General features: G+C 56.2%; 18 protein-coding genes and 1 pseudogene. 11 read left to right on the forward strand and 8 right to left on the reverse strand.

Going from position 1 to position 17782, the window contains the following annotated elements:
- From BG841_RS17460 to queF, 3 genes and pseudogenes are all read left to right on the forward strand, one after another.
- Window positions 1–197: pseudogene (locus BG841_RS17460) on the forward strand (ABC transporter ATP-binding protein); the annotation flags it as partial.
- A complete protein-coding gene (locus tag BG841_RS13445) occupies window positions 194–967 on the forward strand; it encodes an ABC transporter permease (RefSeq protein ID WP_070058116.1) in 774 nt (257 codons plus the stop codon). The pseudogene BG841_RS17460 and the gene BG841_RS13445, both read left to right, overlap by 4 nt.
- A gap of 27 nt (window positions 968–994) precedes the next feature.
- Window positions 995–1813: an NADPH-dependent 7-cyano-7-deazaguanine reductase QueF gene (gene queF / locus BG841_RS13450; protein WP_070058117.1), complete on the forward strand. Its 819-nt coding sequence runs from the start codon at window positions 995–997 to the stop codon at window positions 1811–1813.
- Window positions 1814–1822: 9 nt separating this feature from the next.
- Here queF and BG841_RS13455 read toward each other — a convergent pair whose 3' ends face one another.
- Window positions 1823–3223 carry an adenylate/guanylate cyclase domain-containing protein gene (locus BG841_RS13455; protein WP_083260267.1) on the reverse strand — a complete coding sequence of 467 codons (1401 nt, stop codon included), beginning with the start codon at window positions 3221–3223 and terminating at the stop codon, window positions 1823–1825.
- Between the two features lies 1 nt (window position 3224).
- Window positions 3225–3536 (reverse strand): DUF962 domain-containing protein, encoded by a 312-nt coding sequence (locus BG841_RS13460; protein ID WP_070058841.1) that lies wholly within the window; start codon window positions 3534–3536, stop codon window positions 3225–3227.
- A gap of 118 nt (window positions 3537–3654) precedes the next feature.
- Between BG841_RS13460 and BG841_RS13465 the strand changes: the two genes are divergently transcribed.
- The 6 genes from BG841_RS13465 to BG841_RS13480 all read left to right on the forward strand — a co-directional run bounded on the left by BG841_RS13465 (window position 3655) and on the right by BG841_RS13480 (window position 10222).
- Window positions 3655–4224, forward strand: a complete 570-nt coding sequence (locus BG841_RS13465) for a nitroreductase family protein (protein WP_070058118.1) — start codon at window positions 3655–3657, stop codon at window positions 4222–4224.
- Between the two features lie 753 nt (window positions 4225–4977).
- Window positions 4978–5445, forward strand: coding sequence for a spore coat protein U domain-containing protein (locus BG841_RS16925; RefSeq protein ID WP_074454357.1), 468 nt, complete (start codon window positions 4978–4980; stop codon window positions 5443–5445).
- Window positions 5446–5521: 76 nt separating this feature from the next.
- The gene (locus tag BG841_RS13470) at window positions 5522–6226 is read left to right on the forward strand and encodes a fimbria/pilus periplasmic chaperone (protein ID WP_070058119.1); all 705 of its coding nucleotides are present in this window, start codon (window positions 5522–5524) and stop codon (window positions 6224–6226) included.
- Between the two features lie 26 nt (window positions 6227–6252).
- On the forward strand, window positions 6253–6930 hold the full coding sequence (locus BG841_RS16930; protein ID WP_141737103.1) for a hypothetical protein: 678 nt from the start codon (window positions 6253–6255) through the stop codon (window positions 6928–6930).
- An 86-nt stretch (window positions 6931–7016) separates the two neighbouring features.
- The gene (locus BG841_RS13475; RefSeq protein WP_158007616.1) at window positions 7017–9338 is read left to right on the forward strand and encodes a fimbria/pilus outer membrane usher protein; all 2322 of its coding nucleotides are present in this window, start codon (window positions 7017–7019) and stop codon (window positions 9336–9338) included.
- On the forward strand, window positions 9335–10222 hold the full coding sequence (locus BG841_RS13480; RefSeq protein ID WP_070058121.1) for a hypothetical protein: 888 nt from the start codon (window positions 9335–9337) through the stop codon (window positions 10220–10222). Before BG841_RS13475 ends, BG841_RS13480 begins: the two co-directional genes overlap by 4 nt.
- A gap of 180 nt (window positions 10223–10402) precedes the next feature.
- Here BG841_RS13480 and BG841_RS13485 read toward each other — a convergent pair whose 3' ends face one another.
- The 6 genes from BG841_RS13485 to BG841_RS13510 all read right to left on the reverse strand — a co-directional run bounded on the left by BG841_RS13485 (window position 10403) and on the right by BG841_RS13510 (window position 16537).
- Entirely contained in the window at window positions 10403–11674 is a 1272-nt protein-coding gene (locus tag BG841_RS13485) for a TRAP transporter large permease (protein ID WP_070058122.1), read from the reverse strand.
- Entirely contained in the window at window positions 11674–12237 is a 564-nt protein-coding gene (locus BG841_RS13490) for a TRAP transporter small permease (protein WP_070058123.1), read from the reverse strand. The genes BG841_RS13485 and BG841_RS13490 overlap by 1 nt, the downstream gene beginning before the upstream one ends.
- Before the next feature lie 80 nt (window positions 12238–12317).
- Window positions 12318–13304, reverse strand: coding sequence for a TRAP transporter substrate-binding protein DctP (gene dctP / locus BG841_RS13495; RefSeq protein WP_070058124.1), 987 nt, complete (start codon window positions 13302–13304; stop codon window positions 12318–12320).
- 37 nt (window positions 13305–13341) lie between these two features.
- The gene (locus BG841_RS13500) at window positions 13342–14301 is read right to left on the reverse strand and encodes a hydroxymethylglutaryl-CoA lyase (protein WP_070058125.1); all 960 of its coding nucleotides are present in this window, start codon (window positions 14299–14301) and stop codon (window positions 13342–13344) included.
- Window positions 14301–15527 carry a CaiB/BaiF CoA transferase family protein gene (locus tag BG841_RS13505; protein ID WP_070058126.1) on the reverse strand — a complete coding sequence of 409 codons (1227 nt, stop codon included), beginning with the start codon at window positions 15525–15527 and terminating at the stop codon, window positions 14301–14303. Before BG841_RS13505 ends, BG841_RS13500 begins: the two co-directional genes overlap by 1 nt.
- Window positions 15528–15646: 119 nt before the next feature.
- Window positions 15647–16537: a LysR substrate-binding domain-containing protein gene (locus BG841_RS13510; protein ID WP_070058127.1), complete on the reverse strand. Its 891-nt coding sequence runs from the start codon at window positions 16535–16537 to the stop codon at window positions 15647–15649.
- A 343-nt stretch (window positions 16538–16880) separates the two neighbouring features.
- Here BG841_RS13510 and flgB point away from each other — a divergent pair, with 343 nt between their 5' ends.
- Window positions 16881–17291 (forward strand): flagellar basal body rod protein FlgB, encoded by a 411-nt coding sequence (gene flgB, locus BG841_RS13515; protein WP_070058128.1) that lies wholly within the window; start codon window positions 16881–16883, stop codon window positions 17289–17291.
- A 38-nt stretch (window positions 17292–17329) separates the two neighbouring features.
- On the forward strand, window positions 17330–17779 hold the full coding sequence (gene flgC / locus BG841_RS13520) for a flagellar basal body rod protein FlgC (RefSeq protein WP_070058129.1): 450 nt from the start codon (window positions 17330–17332) through the stop codon (window positions 17777–17779).
- Window positions 17780–17782 lie beyond the last annotated feature (3 nt).

Raw genomic sequence — 17782 nt, forward strand, 5'->3', positions numbered from 1 at the left:
CTTCAAGGCACGCCTGACAGACGACGGCGCCCTGGAAGTAGAGGTGGAAAAAAGGGCAGGGGCTCAACCCGGTGTTTCTGCAACTGGAACAGCTCGGGGTGCGGGTGTTGAGCATGCGTACCAAGGCCAACCGGCTGGAAGAGCTGTTCGTCAAAATGGTTGAAGAAAACGCAGCACAAATGGAGGTTTCGGAGTGAACGCACAGGCCAGAATAACAGCGTTTCAAACCATTCTGATTCGGGAAATTCGCCGGTTCACCCGGATCTGGCCGCAGACGCTGCTGCCCCCGGCGGTTACCATGACCCTGTACTTTATTATCTTCGGCAATCTGATCGGACCGCGCATCGGGGAGATGGGCGGGTTCGATTACATGGCGTTTATTGTGCCGGGCCTGATCATGATGGCGGTGATCACCAACTCCTACTCCAACGTGGTGTCGTCGTTTTTTTCCATGAAGTTTCAGCGCAGTGTGGAAGAGTTGCTGGTGTCGCCCATCCCTGACTGGATCATTCTGGCGGGTTACGTGTGCGGTGGCATGGCCCGGGGGCTGAGCATCGGGGTGATTGTTACCCTGCTGTCGCTGGGGTTCACCGACCTGAACATCAATAACCTGTGGCTGGTGATTGTCACCGTGGTGCTGACCTCGGCGCTGTTCTCGATTGGCGGGTTCATCAATGCCATGCTGGCCACCAAGTTTGATGACGTGTCCATCGTACCCGTTTTTGTACTGACTCCATTAACCTATCTGGGCGGGGTATTCTATTCCGTCGATCTGTTGTCCGACTTCTGGTACATGGTGTCCATGGCCAACCCCATTCTGTATATGGTCAATGCGTTCCGGTACGGCATTCTGGGGGTGTCCGATGTGAATGTGTACGTCTCGCTCGGAATGATCGTGTTATTCATCGCAGCGCTCTCCTGCATTGCGTTGCGGATGTTGAAAAAAGGTAAAGGCATTCGCCACTGACGCCGAGAATGGTTGAAAGGATAGGTTATGGCTCTTGATAAGGCTCCGCTGGGGAAGCACAGTGAATACCCCGATAAATACAGCCCGGACTTGTTGTTTCCGGTGCCCCGGGACGACAACCGTCGGCGGATCGCGCTTGCGGACGGTCGCTGGCCCTGGTTCGGGGAAGATTTATGGCAGGCCTGGGAAATTTCCTGGTTGCAACCCAACGGTGTACCGGCGGTTGTCTGGGGGGTTATCCGGGTGCCGGCCGCCTCGGCTTCATTGATTGAATCCAAATCCTTGAAGCTCTACCTGAACTCGCTCAACCAGACGGTGTTCTCCACCACCGACCAGGTGCGCGAGCTGATCAGCCGGGATCTGTCCAGTCTGGTGGGGGCGGCGGTCACGGTTGATTTGTACAGCGTGGACGAGGCGGTGGCCGCAGTCGGCCGTCCCGAGGGCTACCAGCTGATTGACGGTGAGCCGGTGACCTCGGTGGACTACCAGTACCGGCCGGAGCTGCTGCAGGCCACCGGTCCGCGGGTCACCGAACAACTCTGCTCCCATCTGCTCAAAAGCAACTGCCCGGTGACCGGTCAGCCCGATTGGGGTTCCTTGTTGATTGAGTACACCGGGCCGCAGATCGCCCGCCCGCAATTGCTGCAATATGTAGTGGGCTTCCGGCAACAGCAGGATTTTCACGAGCACTGCGTGGAAACCGTGTTCACCGATATCATGGCGCGCTGCCAGCCGGAGCAGTTAACCGTGTGCGCCCGCTACACCCGGCGCGGGGGACTGGACATCAACCCCTGGCGCAGCACCCAGCCGGGATCGGCACCGCTGGTGCGGCTGGTAAGGCAATAGCGCTCGCAGTCAGTTCTGCTGCTGGCGCAGGTGTTTGGCGGCGTTCTCCAGGGCAGACAGGATGGCGACCCGTTCTTTGCTGGTGATTTTTTCGGAATCCATATACATGGCGAAACCGTTGTGTTCGTGCTCCAGAAAACTGCGGTTGGGGCCCATGTTACGGCGAAAATCCACCACTTCATAAATGGGAATCGGGCGACTGAACCCGCGTACGGTGATTTCGCCCTTGTCCCGGCACATGATGGTGTCTTTGATCAGTGAGAAAGTCTCGTGGGACACCAGAATTTCGCCCGGATCGGCCAGGGACTCAAGCCGGCTGGCCAGGTTCACCTCCTTGCCGATGATGGTGTAATCCATGCGGTTTTCTGCGCCAAAGTTACCTACCGTGGTGTAGCCGGTGCTGATACCCATGCGAATTTGCAGGGGCGTTTTGATGCCCATGCTCTGCCATTTTTGCCGCAGGATTTTCATGTGCTTGCGCATGTCGATGGCCATGGACACGCAGGCGATGGCGTCGTCCCGTTGGCCCTTGCTGGTGGGGTCGCCAAAAAATACGAGGATGGAGTCACCCACAAATTTGTCGATGGTGCCGCCGTGGCGCAGCGCCAGCTGGGACATTTCGTTGAAGTAGTGGTTGAGCAGTTCGGTCAGGGCCTCGGGTTCCATTTCCTCGGCCAGTTCGGTAAAGCCCTTGATGTCCGAGAAAAAAATCGCCAGTTTTTTCCGCTGGGTTTCCAGGCGCACATCCCGTTCGCCGGTAAAGATCGACTGCCACACCTGGGGCGACAGGTATTTGGACAGTTTGTGGGACAGGGCGATGGATTGCTCCCGCTGGTTCTTGATCTGGGTTTTGGCGAGCATCAGCACACGGGCTTGCTGGTGTGAGTAATAGGCGGTGAAGCAGATGTACAGGCCGGTGGTGAGCAAGGCCACGGTGCTGGTCAGCAGCGGGGAGTGGCTCAAGGTGTCAACACCGGTAATGGCCACCCCCAGCAAAATGGTGGGGATCAGCAGCGTCAGCCCCAACAGGCACCGCCTGACCCCCCCCGCGATCAGGCAGCTGAAACACACCATCAGCAACAGCGCCAGCGAGGGCACGGCGACAAGCCCCGGAAGGCCGATCACCAGGCCGCCAATCACGCAATCGGCCATCAGCAGCCGTTGCCGGAGGGCGGAGGATTTTATCGCCGGGGTCCGGCGAGAGAGGTAGTACGCAACGTGGGGCCAGATGAGGGTCATGGCAATCAGCGCCCAGATCCAGGGCTCGAAGATGCCGTCGTAAATGCCTGCGGCCATGATGGAGCCGGCAGCGCCGTAGGCCAGCACCCGAAGAGTATGATCCGGGTTGATGGACTGGTCCTCGAGTTCGAGCACCGGGATTTTTACGGGTATAGAGTGGGTTTCGTTCATATCAGAAGCGGATTTTCCCGAGCAGCATGTCCTTGAACATCACCCAGTCTCCCATCAGGCTGTACAGCGGGTGTTTGAAAGTCGCGGGCCGGTTGCGTTCAAACCAGAAATGACCGGCCCAGGCAAAACCATAACCAATGATCGGCAGCAACCATAAGAGCATGAGCTTTCCGGACAAGAGGGCGTAAGTGGCGACGACTAAAACCAGAGCACTGCCGGTGAAGTGCAGCCGTCTGCAGGTGCGGTTGCGGTGTTCTTCCAGATAGTGGGGATAAAATTCGGCAAAGTTGTTGAATTCCCTTTGGTTGTCCATGATCATCCGGCTCATTATCGTTGTTATGGTCAAGCAATTATGACAAAAGATTAACAGTATATTTGAACGCTAACAATTTTGTTGGCGTTGCGGTTCATTCGTTTGGGAGTTTGTGAGTATGAATGATGTGATCTGCGCGATACTGAATCGCGCTTCCGAGCCACGGCTGACCGCCCCGGCACCCGACCAGGCCACATTGGACGCGGCCTTTCAATGTGCCTTCACCGCACCGGATCATGCGCTGTTGCGCCCCTGGCGCTACCTGGTGATCGAAGGGGAAGGGCTGCATGCGCTGGGCGAGCTGTTTGCCGACTCGCTGGACGCAAACGACCCGAATCACGCTGAACGCTGTGCCCGGGTGCGTCAGAGCCCGTTGCGTGCTCCCATGATTATTGTTGGTATCACCTCTTATCGGGAACACCCCAAAGTGCCCCCGGTGGAGCAGGCCATGTCAGCCGCCGTTGGCATGGGGTATCTGGCGCTGGCGTTGGACGCAGCCGGTTATGGAGCCATGTGGCGCACCGGCAGCCCTGCCCACAGCGACGTGGTGGAACAGGGACTCGGGCTCGCCGACCATGAGAAAATCTCCGGCTTTTTGTACGTCGGCACGGTCGAACGGGCAAAACCCAGGGTGCCCCGCCCGGAAGTGGCCGACAAGGTGAGCCGCTGGCCGCACACCGACCAGTAAGGTTTGCGCCGCGGAGACTATGCCATACGAACACAGCCGGGGCACGCGCTTGCACCTGTTTGCGGGTGCGTGGCCGGATTAGCTGATGAACCTGTTGGAAGCACCTGCGATACTGTGGAATCAGACCGCTTAGGTGCTTCCTTAACCGGGATACACATCCTGCCAGCCGCGTCCAGCCCGCAAATCCTCACCTGATAGAGCACCCAGGCCGAAGGCCGGTGAACTCCAACGCATAACGGTTATGGCTCAGTCCTGTCAAGAAATAAGGGAACTGACAACCGCTTTCTGAAGGGAGCCAATGCGGCAGAAATGGCTACCCATCCCGACAGATAGGGTGCTCCCCCTACGCAGAAAAACAAGTTAAATAAGGATTTGTGTCGGAAAACTTTACACCCATTTACACATCTATCTATCTGATTTTAAAACTTATTAACCACGACCACACCTGCGTTCTGGAAGCATTCGACAAGTGAGAGGTGGTCGTTTTCACGGTCTCTATGTGTCGGTAAAGTTTACATATAGTTTGCCGAATAATTGGGTTTATGCCGTTTTTCGACAAATATTTCTGTTTTTATGTCCATAAATTATACATGGCTCGGCATAAATATGAGCGCAGATTAAAGTCTCTACTGGTATCTATCTGTTATTAAATAGTTTTTCTGAAGGTGGCCGTGAATGTGCCTTATCGTTCCGGGCTCGCAGCTTTCATTCTGAAGATGCGATTTCAAAAACCTAACGGTAAGGATACTGGCTATGAAACTGAGAACTTTAACCTCCGTCGCGTTACTCGCAACTGCCGTTGGCTTTGCAAATGCGAACACGTCTGTTGAAGTCCCACTAAGTGGCACCTTGCCCAAAGCGTGCGGCGTAACAGCATTCCTGGACGGTCCATTTGATGCCCTTGATATGACGGACACAGATGTTCAGGGGTCTGAGTCAATGAGCGTAACCTGTAATTACGGCGGTTCTGCGTCTGTCACTTTTGAATCCGCAAATCTTGGCAAAATGGTTAGCGATGGCAATGAAGTGCCCTACAAATTGCTTATTTCGGGATCACCATTCTCGACAGGTGTGTCTCTGGCAAGCCCCCAGACCTGGGCTGGCTGGCCAGCGGTCACTAATGCTGTCCAGACTCGTTCACTGAAAGTTCAGCTTGATATGCCTGCAGTCGTTGCGGGTGACTACACCGACACGATTACTGCAACAGTCGTTCCTAACTGACTATCACCCGATTTGATGTGAGGTTGGTCCGAGCCTGTATGGCTCGGGCCGATACATTTGCGCAAAGAGGTTTACCATGCTGAAAAGTGGCAATTTCGTAGTAGCGGGGACGGCTTATCTGCTGATTGTGGTTGCGGGACTCGTCATTGCAAACAATACGTTTGCGTTTCAACTTACGCCCACAGTTTCAGTCATAAACCTCCCAGCAGATGCCAGTGGCATCACCCTTAATTTGAAAAACCCCAGAAAAGTTACCTTGCCTGTCGAGTTTGAGATTGTTGAGCGCACTGTCAGCGAGGATGGAGCAGAAACGTTCACTGCTGCAGATGATCTGTTTCTGATATTTCCCCCGCAAGCAATTATTAAGTCGGGAGAGGCACAGGCCGTTCGTGTTCAGTGGGTGGATCAGGCTCCAGAAGCCTCAAGATCCTTCACTTTGTTTGCCAAAGAGATTCCAGTTGAACTGACCGGAAAAGATGAATCTATGTTGCAGACTCTGTTGCGAATGGGAGCGTCTGTTCACGTTGTCTCGTCCCAGGCAAAGCCTGAGGTATCAATTTTAAAGGTTGCTGAATCCACAGAAGGTGTTCGCTTGACACTGGGGAATTCAGGGAATCGCTTTATTTATCTCAATGATGTCAGGATCCACTTTGAGACCAAAACATACACTGGTAGCGAACTAGCTAACATTGCTGGCCGGACATTGCTTACTCCTTCAGGAAAGAGAACTATAGTCATACCTAACGAAAAAGGCAGGCCAAGGGTGTCGATAGCAAAATAATGATAGCAAGGTGTTCGTCAGTATTCTTGTTCATCTGGATAGCTCCAGTTTGGGCGCTGGGTGTGACTCCCACACAGATCGTTTTTGACAGTGCTACTGATACATTTCAAGAAATCAGGATAATGGGGGATAGTTCATCCCCTTTGGCTATTGAGATGTCAATACGTCAAAGACGTCCCGATACAGAAGAAGATGCATTATTGAAAAATGAATGCATCACTCTCTCTCTTCCTCAAGCTTACATTGTACCCAGAACGTCTGTAACCGTCATAATAAAGCACAAGGGGAGCGATTCAGATTGCCAGACTGGCTCTTTTTATCTTGTAGTGGAATCGCTGAATATTACCGGCAGGTCTCAATCGAGCAACCATCAGGTTGCTTTTTCCTTCAGGTTACTGGTACCGGTTCATATCAATCCCGGTACTTATAAAAATATAAAGGCCGATCTGTATTCCCGGAAGCATATTGTCATCGCCAACGTCGATACCGGCGCGGTGCTGTATAGCACATTTGACCTCCAGCTCAGAACTCGCCATGGATGGAGGCATGTTAAAGGGGAAACTCTGGCCAAACGACTTAAATCGGATGCCCTGTTACCCGGTGAATCGCTCATTTTTGATCCATCAGCAGCGTTGGGTCCAGATACTGAATATCAAGGAGTCCGGGTAAGGGCACGTTCTATTCCTTCGAATGTGGAGGAATAGCAATGAGGCTGGCGTTCAGCTTGTTGTGTTTTCTGTCCTTCTGCGCGTACGCAGACGAAGCCCGGTTTGTAATGGATTTGCCTCTGGTGATCGATGAATTTGAAGTTGGAGCAGTTACCGTAGGGTTGAAGGGCATGAATCTCATGTTTGTGGATGGCGCGTCCTTCGTACGGGTAGTGGAAAATCATCTTGAGCCGGCTTTCCTTGCCGCGATATTGGCGGAAAGCGATGAAGGCGGTGACATATCAGTTGAGGGTTTCGAAAAGGCTGGCCTTGGAATAGATTTTAACCAGGCCACATTGAAAGTTGCCATACGTCCAACAGAAGCCCAGCGTAAGTTGAAAAGTGTAAGCTCAGCCAGGCGGTCCACCGCTTTCGCTGCTGACTCCCTGGCTAATATATCCGCCTACATGAATTACAATATCAATCAGGGCTATGTTCACCAAAGTGGCCTTTCAGAAAAAGGCGCACAGCCTCTCAGGGGGTTTCTGGATGGTGCCCTCAACTTCGGCTTTTTAGGGCCCGTCACCCTGGAGTGGGCAGCTGTATACGATGAAGAGGAAGAGGTGTCCTGGGCTCGTGATGAAACTCGGTTGATCATTGATGACCAAAGCAACGCCATACGGTATGCATTCGGCGATGTTTCATATCAAAGTGGAGAGTTTCAGGGTGCACCAAACCTTTTGGGCATGTCCATTGAACGGCTTTATCAGACACTTCAGCCGTTCAATAACATCACAGCAACCGGACAGCAGACATTCACGGTCGATAAAGCCTCGCGTGTTGAAGTTTTTGTAAACGGAATTCTTCAGTCAACCCAAAGACTAACCCCGGGACGCTACAATCTGAGCGACTTCTCTTTTGCTGAGGGATTGAATGACATTGAGCTGCTCGTTACAGATGACCTCGGCCGTGTTGAAAAAATCTCATATTCTCTCTTCCTTGACAGCAGTCTTCTCAAGCGTGGAATCAGTGAGTTTTCACTGAACGCGGGGTATCGGCGACAAGAGGGATTTCAGCAAAAAATCGCCTACGATTTTGACAGGCCCGCGGCTTCGGGGTTCTATCGCTATGGAATTACCAACAATCTGACGGCTGGGGTCCAGATACAGGGGGAACAAGACCTTAAAATCTATGGCATTGAAACCCTTGTTGGTACTCCTATCGGCACATTTGGAGTAACCGCAAGTAGCAGTGAATCCGAAACCAGCGGTAGAGCATCTGCTGGCGCTGCGAGATGGAAAACAGCCCTGCCGGATAGCGGATCTATACGCGCCGTCTCGGTTCAGTTTGCATCAATATTCAATGAGCGCAATTACATGTCGCTTGGTCAGGATGATCCAAACTCCACGTATCGATACCAACATCAAGCGAGGGTTTCCGGGGCATTGCCAGGCGATGTTTTTATCGGGCTTGCGGTTCGAAAAGCGCAGGCTCACCAACATAGAGGGGCGGATGAAAAGGGTGTCAGCATCTCTCTGTCCAGAAGATTTCGGTGGTTCACTTCCAATGTTTTTATCGACCATGTTGAATCCGACGAGGATGAGACAAGCATTTTTGCAGGCATCAGTGTCCCTTTGGGTAACGGACGGCAGTTAAGAGGCCGTTATGATCGCCTTCGCAAAACGACAGGCCTGAATTACAGCGATTTTCCCGTCAACGTCGTTGGTGACTGGTCCGGATCAGCGGAGATTGTGAGGGTTACTCAAAACGAAGAGGAGCATCGTGCATCCGGATCCCTAAGCTATACCGCCAATCGCTTTGTTGCCGGTGCAACCCATGACTATGCTCAAGAAGGCTTTTTTGAAGGTGAAACTGAAGAGCGGACACTGCTCGAGTTCAGTGGGGCATTCGTGATAACGGATGGTCACGCAGCCCTCTCAAGGCCCGTATACGATGCATTTGTACTGGTAACACGCCATCAAACCCTGTCCGATACGAAAATACTGGTGAACGAAACACTGGCAGGGCCTACTGCCATAGCGAACAACTTTGGTTCGGCGGTCATACCCTCTATATCGAGTTATCGAAAACAAGAAATCAGCTGGCGAGCTGACAACCTGCCATCTGGCTACGATCTGGGCAACACTAACCACCACGTGGTCGCCACCTATAAATCAGGCTCCCATTTCACGGCGGGCTCCGGAGCCAACGTTGTTGCAATCGGCACCGTTGCGTCAGCTGCGAATATGGCGTTGAAGGCTGGGATCGTTCGTCCCACCGATGGGCGGGACTTTCCAGACCGACAAACCTTTACCAATCGCAACGGTCGCTTTGTGGTGCAAAAGCTTGAGCCGGGGACTTACGAAATAGATTTTGGATCGGGTCGGAAGGCGCAATTTTCGATTCCTGCCGACCAGGTTGGTTACATGGACTTAGGGACTATCATTCAGGACGATGAGCAATGAGAAGCTATTTGATAGCCATGACAACCGCCCTGGCAGTGATCGCGGGGTTGTCAGCGTCTGCGGTTGAGGCGGCCTGTGAGGTCTCATTCAAGGGCGTTCGCCAAGATAACCAGCGCCCCTACAGCATGCTCGGCCCTGGCGTCAGCGTCATTGCGTTAACGGTAAACGTGGAGACTAGCGACTGTCCTAACCTCAGCTTCACCTTTGATAGCACCAACAACAATGCCCTGGTCGGACCGGGTGGCACCTTGCCCTACCAGCTCAAGGGGTCTTCAGGGCGAAACATTGAGGTTAATGGCATCTCTGCCGTACCGGGACAATTGTTGATAACGGATAGACAAAATCAGGCCCTCGGGTTGCGCGCCTTTGTTGCACCGGGACGTTTTTCAAGTCCTGGGCGCTATACCGATCGGGTCAATCTGAAAGCGTGGGACGGCAATTCGGCCATCGCAGAGATTGAGCTGCCGCTCGCCATTCATGTCCGCCCTGAAGCGGACATCAGCTTGACGGGACAGGCCAGCCATGGGTATTCCGCCAAAGGGGGAGGTGGCATGAACTTTGGCGCATTATTGCCGGGCAAAGAGAGATCTGCTTTTCTGTTTGTGCGATCCAACGTGTCGTACGCGCTCAATATTAGTTCCGAAAATCAAGGGCATCTGGTCCATCGACAAGAAATCGGTGGGCAAGCCCGTATTCCATACGCTGCCTGGCTCGACAATGAGCGCCTTACCCTTTCCGCACCGGCACGGGTCAGGGCAAACGGCATGACCGCTATTCAGCGCTCCAGACCCCATAGACTGTCGGCGCGTATAGAACCCCATACGAATAAGCTGGCAGGCGATTACCAGGATGTGATTATTGTAGAAGTCGTGTTTCTTGAGTAGTTGATCCTAGCGCGGGGTTTTTCCCATCGCCCAGGCAGATGTCCCAGCCTGAGATTATTGTTATTCCGTCAATCAGAATAAGAGGGGCCAGCAAAATTTTCCGCTGGTTCCTCTTATCGGCTTGACCCGTCCGGATTCTGATACACCAGGTCAATACCCGGGGCACGCCCCGGCGTTTTGTTACAGGTAGAAGGGCAGGTAAAGCGCCACGATGGGGAAGAAGTAGACGATCAGCAGGCAGCCAAGCATCAACAGGATGAACGGCCACACGCCGCGCACAACTTCCACCACCTTGCCCCCGGCCACGGCCTGGATGACGAACAGATTAAGCCCCACGGGTGGGGTAATCAGGGCGCACTCGATCATGATCACGAAAATGATCCCGAACCAGATAGGGTCAATCCCCAGCGGAGCCAGCGAGGGGTACAGCACCGGCATCATGATCAGCAACATGGATATGGATTCCAGGAAGAAACCCATCAGCAGCAGGATCAGGCACACCGCCAGGATGAACAGCCCGGTGGAGCCTATGTGCAGGCTGACGAACATCGAGATTTCCTGCGGAATCTGATAGAGGGTGATGGCTTTGCCGAACACTTTGGCACCGGCCATGATCAGGAAGATGGTGATCGTGGTTTTCATGGTGGCCATGCACGCCACTTTGAAGCCGTCCCAGCTGAAGGTTTTCAGGGCCAGTACCAGCAGTAAGGATAGAGCCACGCCAATGGCAGCGGATTCCGTGGGGGTGAAGATGCCCGCATAAATACCGCCAATGATGACCACCGCCAACAGGACAATGGGCAAGGCGCGCAAGGTGGCCGCATTGCGCTCGCGGCTGGACGCCTTGGGCACCGGCGTGCAGGCTTTGCCGAAGGTGGCGTACAGAAAGCTGAAGGCAATGAAACCACCGGCCATGATCAGCCCCGGCCCTATGCCCGCCAGAAACAGGTCGACAATGGACTCTTCGGTGATCACCCCGTAGACGATCATGGGAATCGACGGCGGAATCAGAATGCCCAGGGTGCCGCCCGCAGCAATCAGCCCCAATACAAACGGCCGATGGTAGCCCCGGTCGGTCATTTCCTTGATGGCGACGCTGCCAATGGTGGCGGCGGTGGCCACAGACGACCCCGAAATGGCTGAGAAGATGGTGCAGGATGCAATGGTGGCGATGCCCAGGCCACCCGGCCAATGACCCACCCAGGACTGCACCGCGTTGAACAGATCTTTGCCGACGCCCCCCTGCAACAGGATGTTGGACATCAACAGAAACAGCGGCACAGACAGCAGGATAAAGCTGTCGAAGGAGGCGTGCAGTGCCATGGGTACCATCAGCGGCGACATGTCCGCCAGCAACAACATGGCCAGGCCGAGGCCGCCCAGCACAAACGCCACGGGTACCCCGGACAGCAGCAGCATCAGCAGGGCAAATATAATCAACGCAACAATCATCAGACGTTAACCTCTTCGGCGGACTGGAGGTGACCCGCCAGCACCAGCGCGGCTTCGGTCAGACATTGAATGCACAGCAGGCCAAACCCCAGTGGAATGGCGCTTTTGGTGACCCACATGGGCAGGCCCAGCATCGAGGCCGAGGCGGCGTTGATGGCGATGCCGTCGCTGACGATATCGGCTCCGTACCAGGTGACCCAGGCTGAGAAGAGCGCGATCACCAGCAGCGACCACAGCTCTGCGACCGCCCGCAGGCGCGGCCCGAAACGGCCGATCAGCATATCAATGCGGATCAGCGCCTGATGTTGCAGCAACCAGCTGGCGCCCAGGCAGGTGGCCCATATCTGGCACAACAGGGTCAGGTCTTCCACCCAGATGGTGGGTGACAGAAAGACGTACCGGGCGACCACCTCGTAGGTGATCATGGCGGCGACTACCGCAAACAGGGCAGCCGCCAACCGCCCGCACAGGGTGACCAGGGCGTGGTTGGTGCGCACCCATAAAGAGGGGTGATGGGCGCGCCACGCCTGTGGGTCTGTTGGTGAAGTGTTCACATCCGACATGATTGATCCCGACTGCAAAGAACGAACCAAAACGGTCGCCCGCCAGGCAGGCGACCGTTCACGGGAGGGTGTGGCTGGAATCAGAGTGCGCGTGCAGCGTCAATCACTTGCTGTCCCAGCGGGCCGGCGTTGTCGATAAAGCTGTTGAGCACCGGGCTGGTTGCTTGCTGCCACCTGGCAATGTCTTCCGGGCTGAGTTCAATCACGTTCATTTCGTTTTTGGCGTTGGCAATGGCGTCGGATTCCAGGGACTGGATCTTGTCGCGCAACTGCTTTTCAACTTTCACCGCCGCGTTTTGCAGAATGGTCCGTTCACGGTCCGACAAACCCTGCCAGACTTTCTCATTAATGATGGTCATGAACTCGATGTTGGCGTGGTTGGTCAGGGTCAGATGATCCATCACCTGGTACAGCTTGCGGGGGCCCACTGCGGTAACGCCGGTCATGCCCGCATCGACTGTGCCACGCTGATAGGCGAGAAACTGTTCCGACCCCGCCATGACCGTGGGAGCGGCACCCACTGAACGGGCAAACTCACCCAGGGTTTTGCCGAACACACGCACTTTCATGCCTTCCATATCTTCCGGGTGGTGGATGGGTTTCCGCTTGGACAGCAGCGCAACCCCCCCGTAAGCCTGCCACCACAAGGGGCGGGCACCGGTTTTTATGATTTCATCGTCCAGCAGGGTGCGCACCGGGCTGCCGGGCTCGGTCGCCTTGACCACCTTGTCGTTGCTGGGAAACATGAAGGGGACATAGAACACGTCGATCGCGGGGATGGTGCCCGCCAGCTGGGTCACACTCAGTACGCCCATTTCGATGGCACCGGAACGGACGGCGTTATGGACTTCTTTGTCCTTGTACAGCTGGGCCGCGGGGAAAATCTGAATTTTCAGATCGCCGTTGCTGGTGGTTTCCACTTCGTTTTTGAAATCGACCAGATTCTGGCCCAGATGGTGGGTCAGCGGCAGCTGCAGAGTTACCTTCAGGGTGGTGCTTGCCTGGGCAGGCAGGGCCCCGAGGGCAGACATCAGCAGGCCGGTGCACAAAAGTGTTTTCAGTTTCATGGTGAGTCCTTATTTTTGGTTTTATTGGGGTGGCCTTTCAGGTTCGGCCGTCTTGCATCAACTGCTTAACCGAGTGCGGCAGCGGCCGGGTCTGGCGGCGCGGGCCGGCTTTGCGGACCTGTCCCGGCAGGTCGTGATTGACGATCCCGGCAAGGCGCTCGGATTGCAACAGCAGGCCGTCGAGATCCACGCCGGTCTGCAGACCCATTTCCGTCAGCATATGAACCAGGTCTTCGGTGCATATGTTGCCGGTAGCGCCCGGGGCAAAGGGGCAGCCGCCCAGCCCGCCCAGAGAGGCGTCAAACTGGTCAACACCGGCAGCCAGGGCCGCCAGTACGTTGGCAAGCCCGAGCCCGCGGGTGTTGTGAAAATGCAGGGTCAGTTCCAGCTCCGGCCAGCGTGCGCGTACCGCCTGGCACAGTGACTGTACCTGATTGGGCGCCGCCATGCCGGTGGTGTCCGCCAGCGTCAGACTGTGCAAGCCACGCTCAAGATAGGCGTCGACCAGACCCAGTATCCGCTCCTGTGTTGGCTGGCCTTCAAAGGGACAGCCAAAACTGGTGGCCAGCGAGCCATTCAGGCGCATACCGGTGCCTGCGGTCATATCGGCAATCTGTCCGAATTGCTGCAACGACTGCTCGCAGGTCATACGCATATTGGCCAGGTTATGGCTTTCGCTGACTGACATTACCAGATTGATCTCTTCCACGCCCAGCTCCAGCGCGCGAGCACAGCCCTGCTGGTTGGGCACCAGCGCCACATAGCGGGTCGGGGTGTCTCTGGTGATGGCCGCAAACACCTCTGCGGCGTCACGGAGATTGGGAACCGCCCGGGGCGACACAAAGGAGGTGACCTCGATTTTATTTAGACCCAGGCCGGCCAGGGCGTTAATCAGTTCCACTTTGGTGGTCGTGGGAACAAACTCCGGCTCGCTCTGAAAGCCGTCCCGGGTGACCACTTCGTTGACCCGTATCCGTTGGGGAAGTTCGGTAAACATCAGATCACGTCCTTGTCTTTCAGGGCCTGAATGTCGGCGGCGGAGTAGCCCAGGCTGGCGAGGATTTCGTCGTTGTGTTCGCCCAGATCGGGGCCCAGCCAGCGGGTGGTACCGGGGGTGGCGCTCAGTTTTGGTACGATGCCCGGTAAGGAGATCTCACCGCCGCCGGGCAGCGGTTGTTCCACGATCATGTCGCGGGCCCGGAAGTGTGGGTCGTCAAAAATGTCGGCGGCGGTGTTGATTCCGCTGGCCGGCACGGCCGCCTGTTCCAGAACCGCCAGGGCGTCCACCAGATTACGCTGTGACGTCCAGGCTTCAATGGCCTCGTCCAGCTCGTCGCTGCGCCTTGCGCGGCCATCGTTATGAGCCAGGTCTGGATCTTCCGCCAGATCCGCGCGGCCGATGGCGCTCATCAGGCGCTTGAATATACTGTCGCTGTTGGCGGCAATGACTATGTAACGGTTGTCGCCGCTGCGGTAGGTGCTGGAGGGGGCAATGCCGGGCATGCTGGCGCCGGTGCGTTCGCGCACGAAGCCGAACATGCCGTATTCGGGAATCAGGCTTTCCATCACCCCGAACACGGCTTCATACAGGGCCACGTCTACGAACTGGCCCTTGCCGCCATTTACCTTCAGGTGGTGCATCGCCATCATCGCACCGATTACGCCGTACAGGGAGGCCAGGGTGTCGCCGATGCTGATGCCGGCGCGTACCGGTGGCCGGTCCGGGTAACCGGCCAGGTAGCGCATGCCACCGATCGATTCGGCGATGGCGGCAAACCCCGGGCGGGAGGCGTAGGGACCGTCCTGACCGTAGCCCGATACCCGGATCATGATCAGTGCGGGATTGATGGCCGACAGCTGGTCCCAGCCCAGATTCCACTTCTCCAGCGTGCCGGGACGGAAATTTTCGATCACTATGTCACACTCTTTGACCAGCTTGTGAATGATGGTCTGGGCGTCCGGGTCTTTCAGATTCAGGGTCAGGGATTTCTTGTTGCGGCTCTGAGAGTACCACCACAGCGAGGTGTCCTTGTGCATTTTGCGCCAGCGCCGCAGCGGGTCGCCGGTGCCCGGCGGTTCAACCTTGATCACGTCGGCCCCGAACTGGGCCAGAATGCTGGCGGCGTAGGGCCCGGCAATCAGGGACCCCAGTTCGAGGACGCGAACGCCTTGCAGGGGCTGCGGCGGTTGTTGATCCCCCTGGCTGGTCGATTCCTTGGTCATGTTCAGCTCACCTTGTTAGCGCATTGGTGTCAGATGGTTGGCTTAAATCATGAGCTGGAACCGGCAAATGCCAAAATGGTTAAATGTGAGGCTGCCATCGCCAACGGCGATGGCAGGAATCAATCACCGGCGGTCAGGTGTTCGAGCAGGCGCACCGTCGCCTGCGACAAGGGGTGCTGGTTGCTGGTGCACAGCTTCAGGTTACGGTGTGCCCAGCGGTCGGTCAGGGGAACGGCCTTGATGCGGTGGGTATTCACGTAAGGGCCCGCGATCTCCTGGGGCATGATGCCGATACCCAGATCCTGCTCCACCATGCGCAGCAGGGCTTCGTAACTGGTGACCTGGATGCGCATGCGAAAGGTTTTTTCGGCGGCGGCCGCGGCTTGTAACAATCGGTTGTTGATGGCACTGCCGGTGTGCAGACCCACGTAGTTGTAATCCAGAGTGTCGCTGAAGCTCAGGCTGTGCGCCTGACTGAGCGGGTGTTGGCTGGCGGTAATCAGGACCAGCCGGTCGGACCGGTAGGGGTGAATGGTCAGACCCTCGGTGGTGCCAGACACTTCGGTAAAAATACCGATGTCGGCCCTGTTCTGGGCCACGGCGTCCACAATGTCCGCACTGATGCGCTCTTCCAGGCGAATCTGGATAAAGGGATGCTGGTCCAGAAAGGCCTTCAGCTGTGCCGGCAGGAACTGGGTGATGGCCGAGATGTTGGCGACGATGCGTACTTCGCCCCGCACCCCCCGGGAGTATTCGTGCATCCGGGCGTGCACCTGATCCAGCTGGTGCAGCACTCCCCGTGAGAGCTGCGCCAGAGCTTTACCGGCCTGGGTTCCCTCCACCCCCCGGTTGGTGCGCACCAGTAACTGGGTGTTCAGGCAGGTTTCCAGTTCACTGATGCGCTTGCTGACGGCTGAAGCGGCAATGAACTCCTGTTCAGCGACTGCAGCGATGGTGCCGGCCTCCAGCACACGAACAAACAGACGCAAAGATGTGGGGTCCAGCGACATGCGTAGGCTCCTGATGGGTCTGACCATGACCATACTATGGGTTTCTGCCGACAGGAACAGTGCCCCGTGACACAGTCAGCGATCGCCAGGCCCGTTGGAAAGGGCCGGGTGGCAGGCAGTGCCTTGCCGCTTTTGACCGTTTGCCCCTTGGCAGAGGCGCGACGGCCGGTGTTCGTCTGCCTTGGGGCGCCCTGTACCGGGCGCATTCCGAGGGTTTTGGCCTGAAATCGCCTGTTTTCGGGCAGAATTTCAATGTTGGCATTGTGATTGCTTTAATCCCTGCATACACCTGAAACCGGCAACTTTTGGTTTTGGACAGCCGGTGTGGATTTGCGGAGGCAGCATGGCAATTTCATTCGACAAGGCACTGGGGATTCATCAGCACGCCCTGCAGGCGCGGGTGCAGCGTGCGGAAGTGTTGGCCCACAATCTGGCCAATGCCGACACACCCGGCTTCAAGGCCCGGGATATCGATTTTCAGGCGGTGATGAAGCAGGCCCGGAACCAGGCCAGCGGTGTGAGCATGGCCACAACCCACCGCGGCCATATCGGCGACGGTGCCACTGCCCCCGGTGCGGCTGGCCCGAATGACCTGCTCTACCGCACCCCCCATCAACCTTCTATTGACGGCAACACGGTGGACGCCCAGCAGGAACAGAGCCGCTTTATGCGCAATGCCATGGATTATCAGGCCAGCTTTCAGTTTCTGAACAGCAAGTTCATGGGTCTGTCCAAAGCCATCAAAGGTGATTAACGCCATGCCTGACCGCCACCTTGTACAGGAGACTGATTATGTCACTTGGTAGTATTTTTGATATTGCCGGCTCCGGCATGACCGCCCAATCGTTGCGTTTGAACACCACCGCGTCAAACATTGCCAACGCGGAGACCGCCAGTTCCAGCACCGAGCACACCTACCGGGCCCGCAAACCGGTGTTTGCCGCCATCCAGCAGGAGCTGCTGAATCCGGCTGCGTCGAAAACCGGCTTTGCCAGCGACTCCGGAACCGGTGCGGGAGTGCGGGTGGAGGGTGTGGTGGAGAGCACCGCGGAACTGCAAATGCGATATCAGCCGGAGCACCCGGCGGCCAACGAAGACGGCTATGTGTTTTACCCCAACGTCAATGTGGTGGAAGAAATGGCCGACATGATGTCCGCGTCCCGCAGCTTTCAGATGAACGTGGAGATCATGAACACCGCCAAATCAATGATGCAACGCATTCTCACCCTTGGGCAGCAGTAACCG

Origin of the sequence: Marinobacter sp. X15-166B, from assembly GCF_001752365.1 — a bacterium.
Classification (GTDB): domain Bacteria; phylum Pseudomonadota; class Gammaproteobacteria; order Pseudomonadales; family Oleiphilaceae; genus Marinobacter.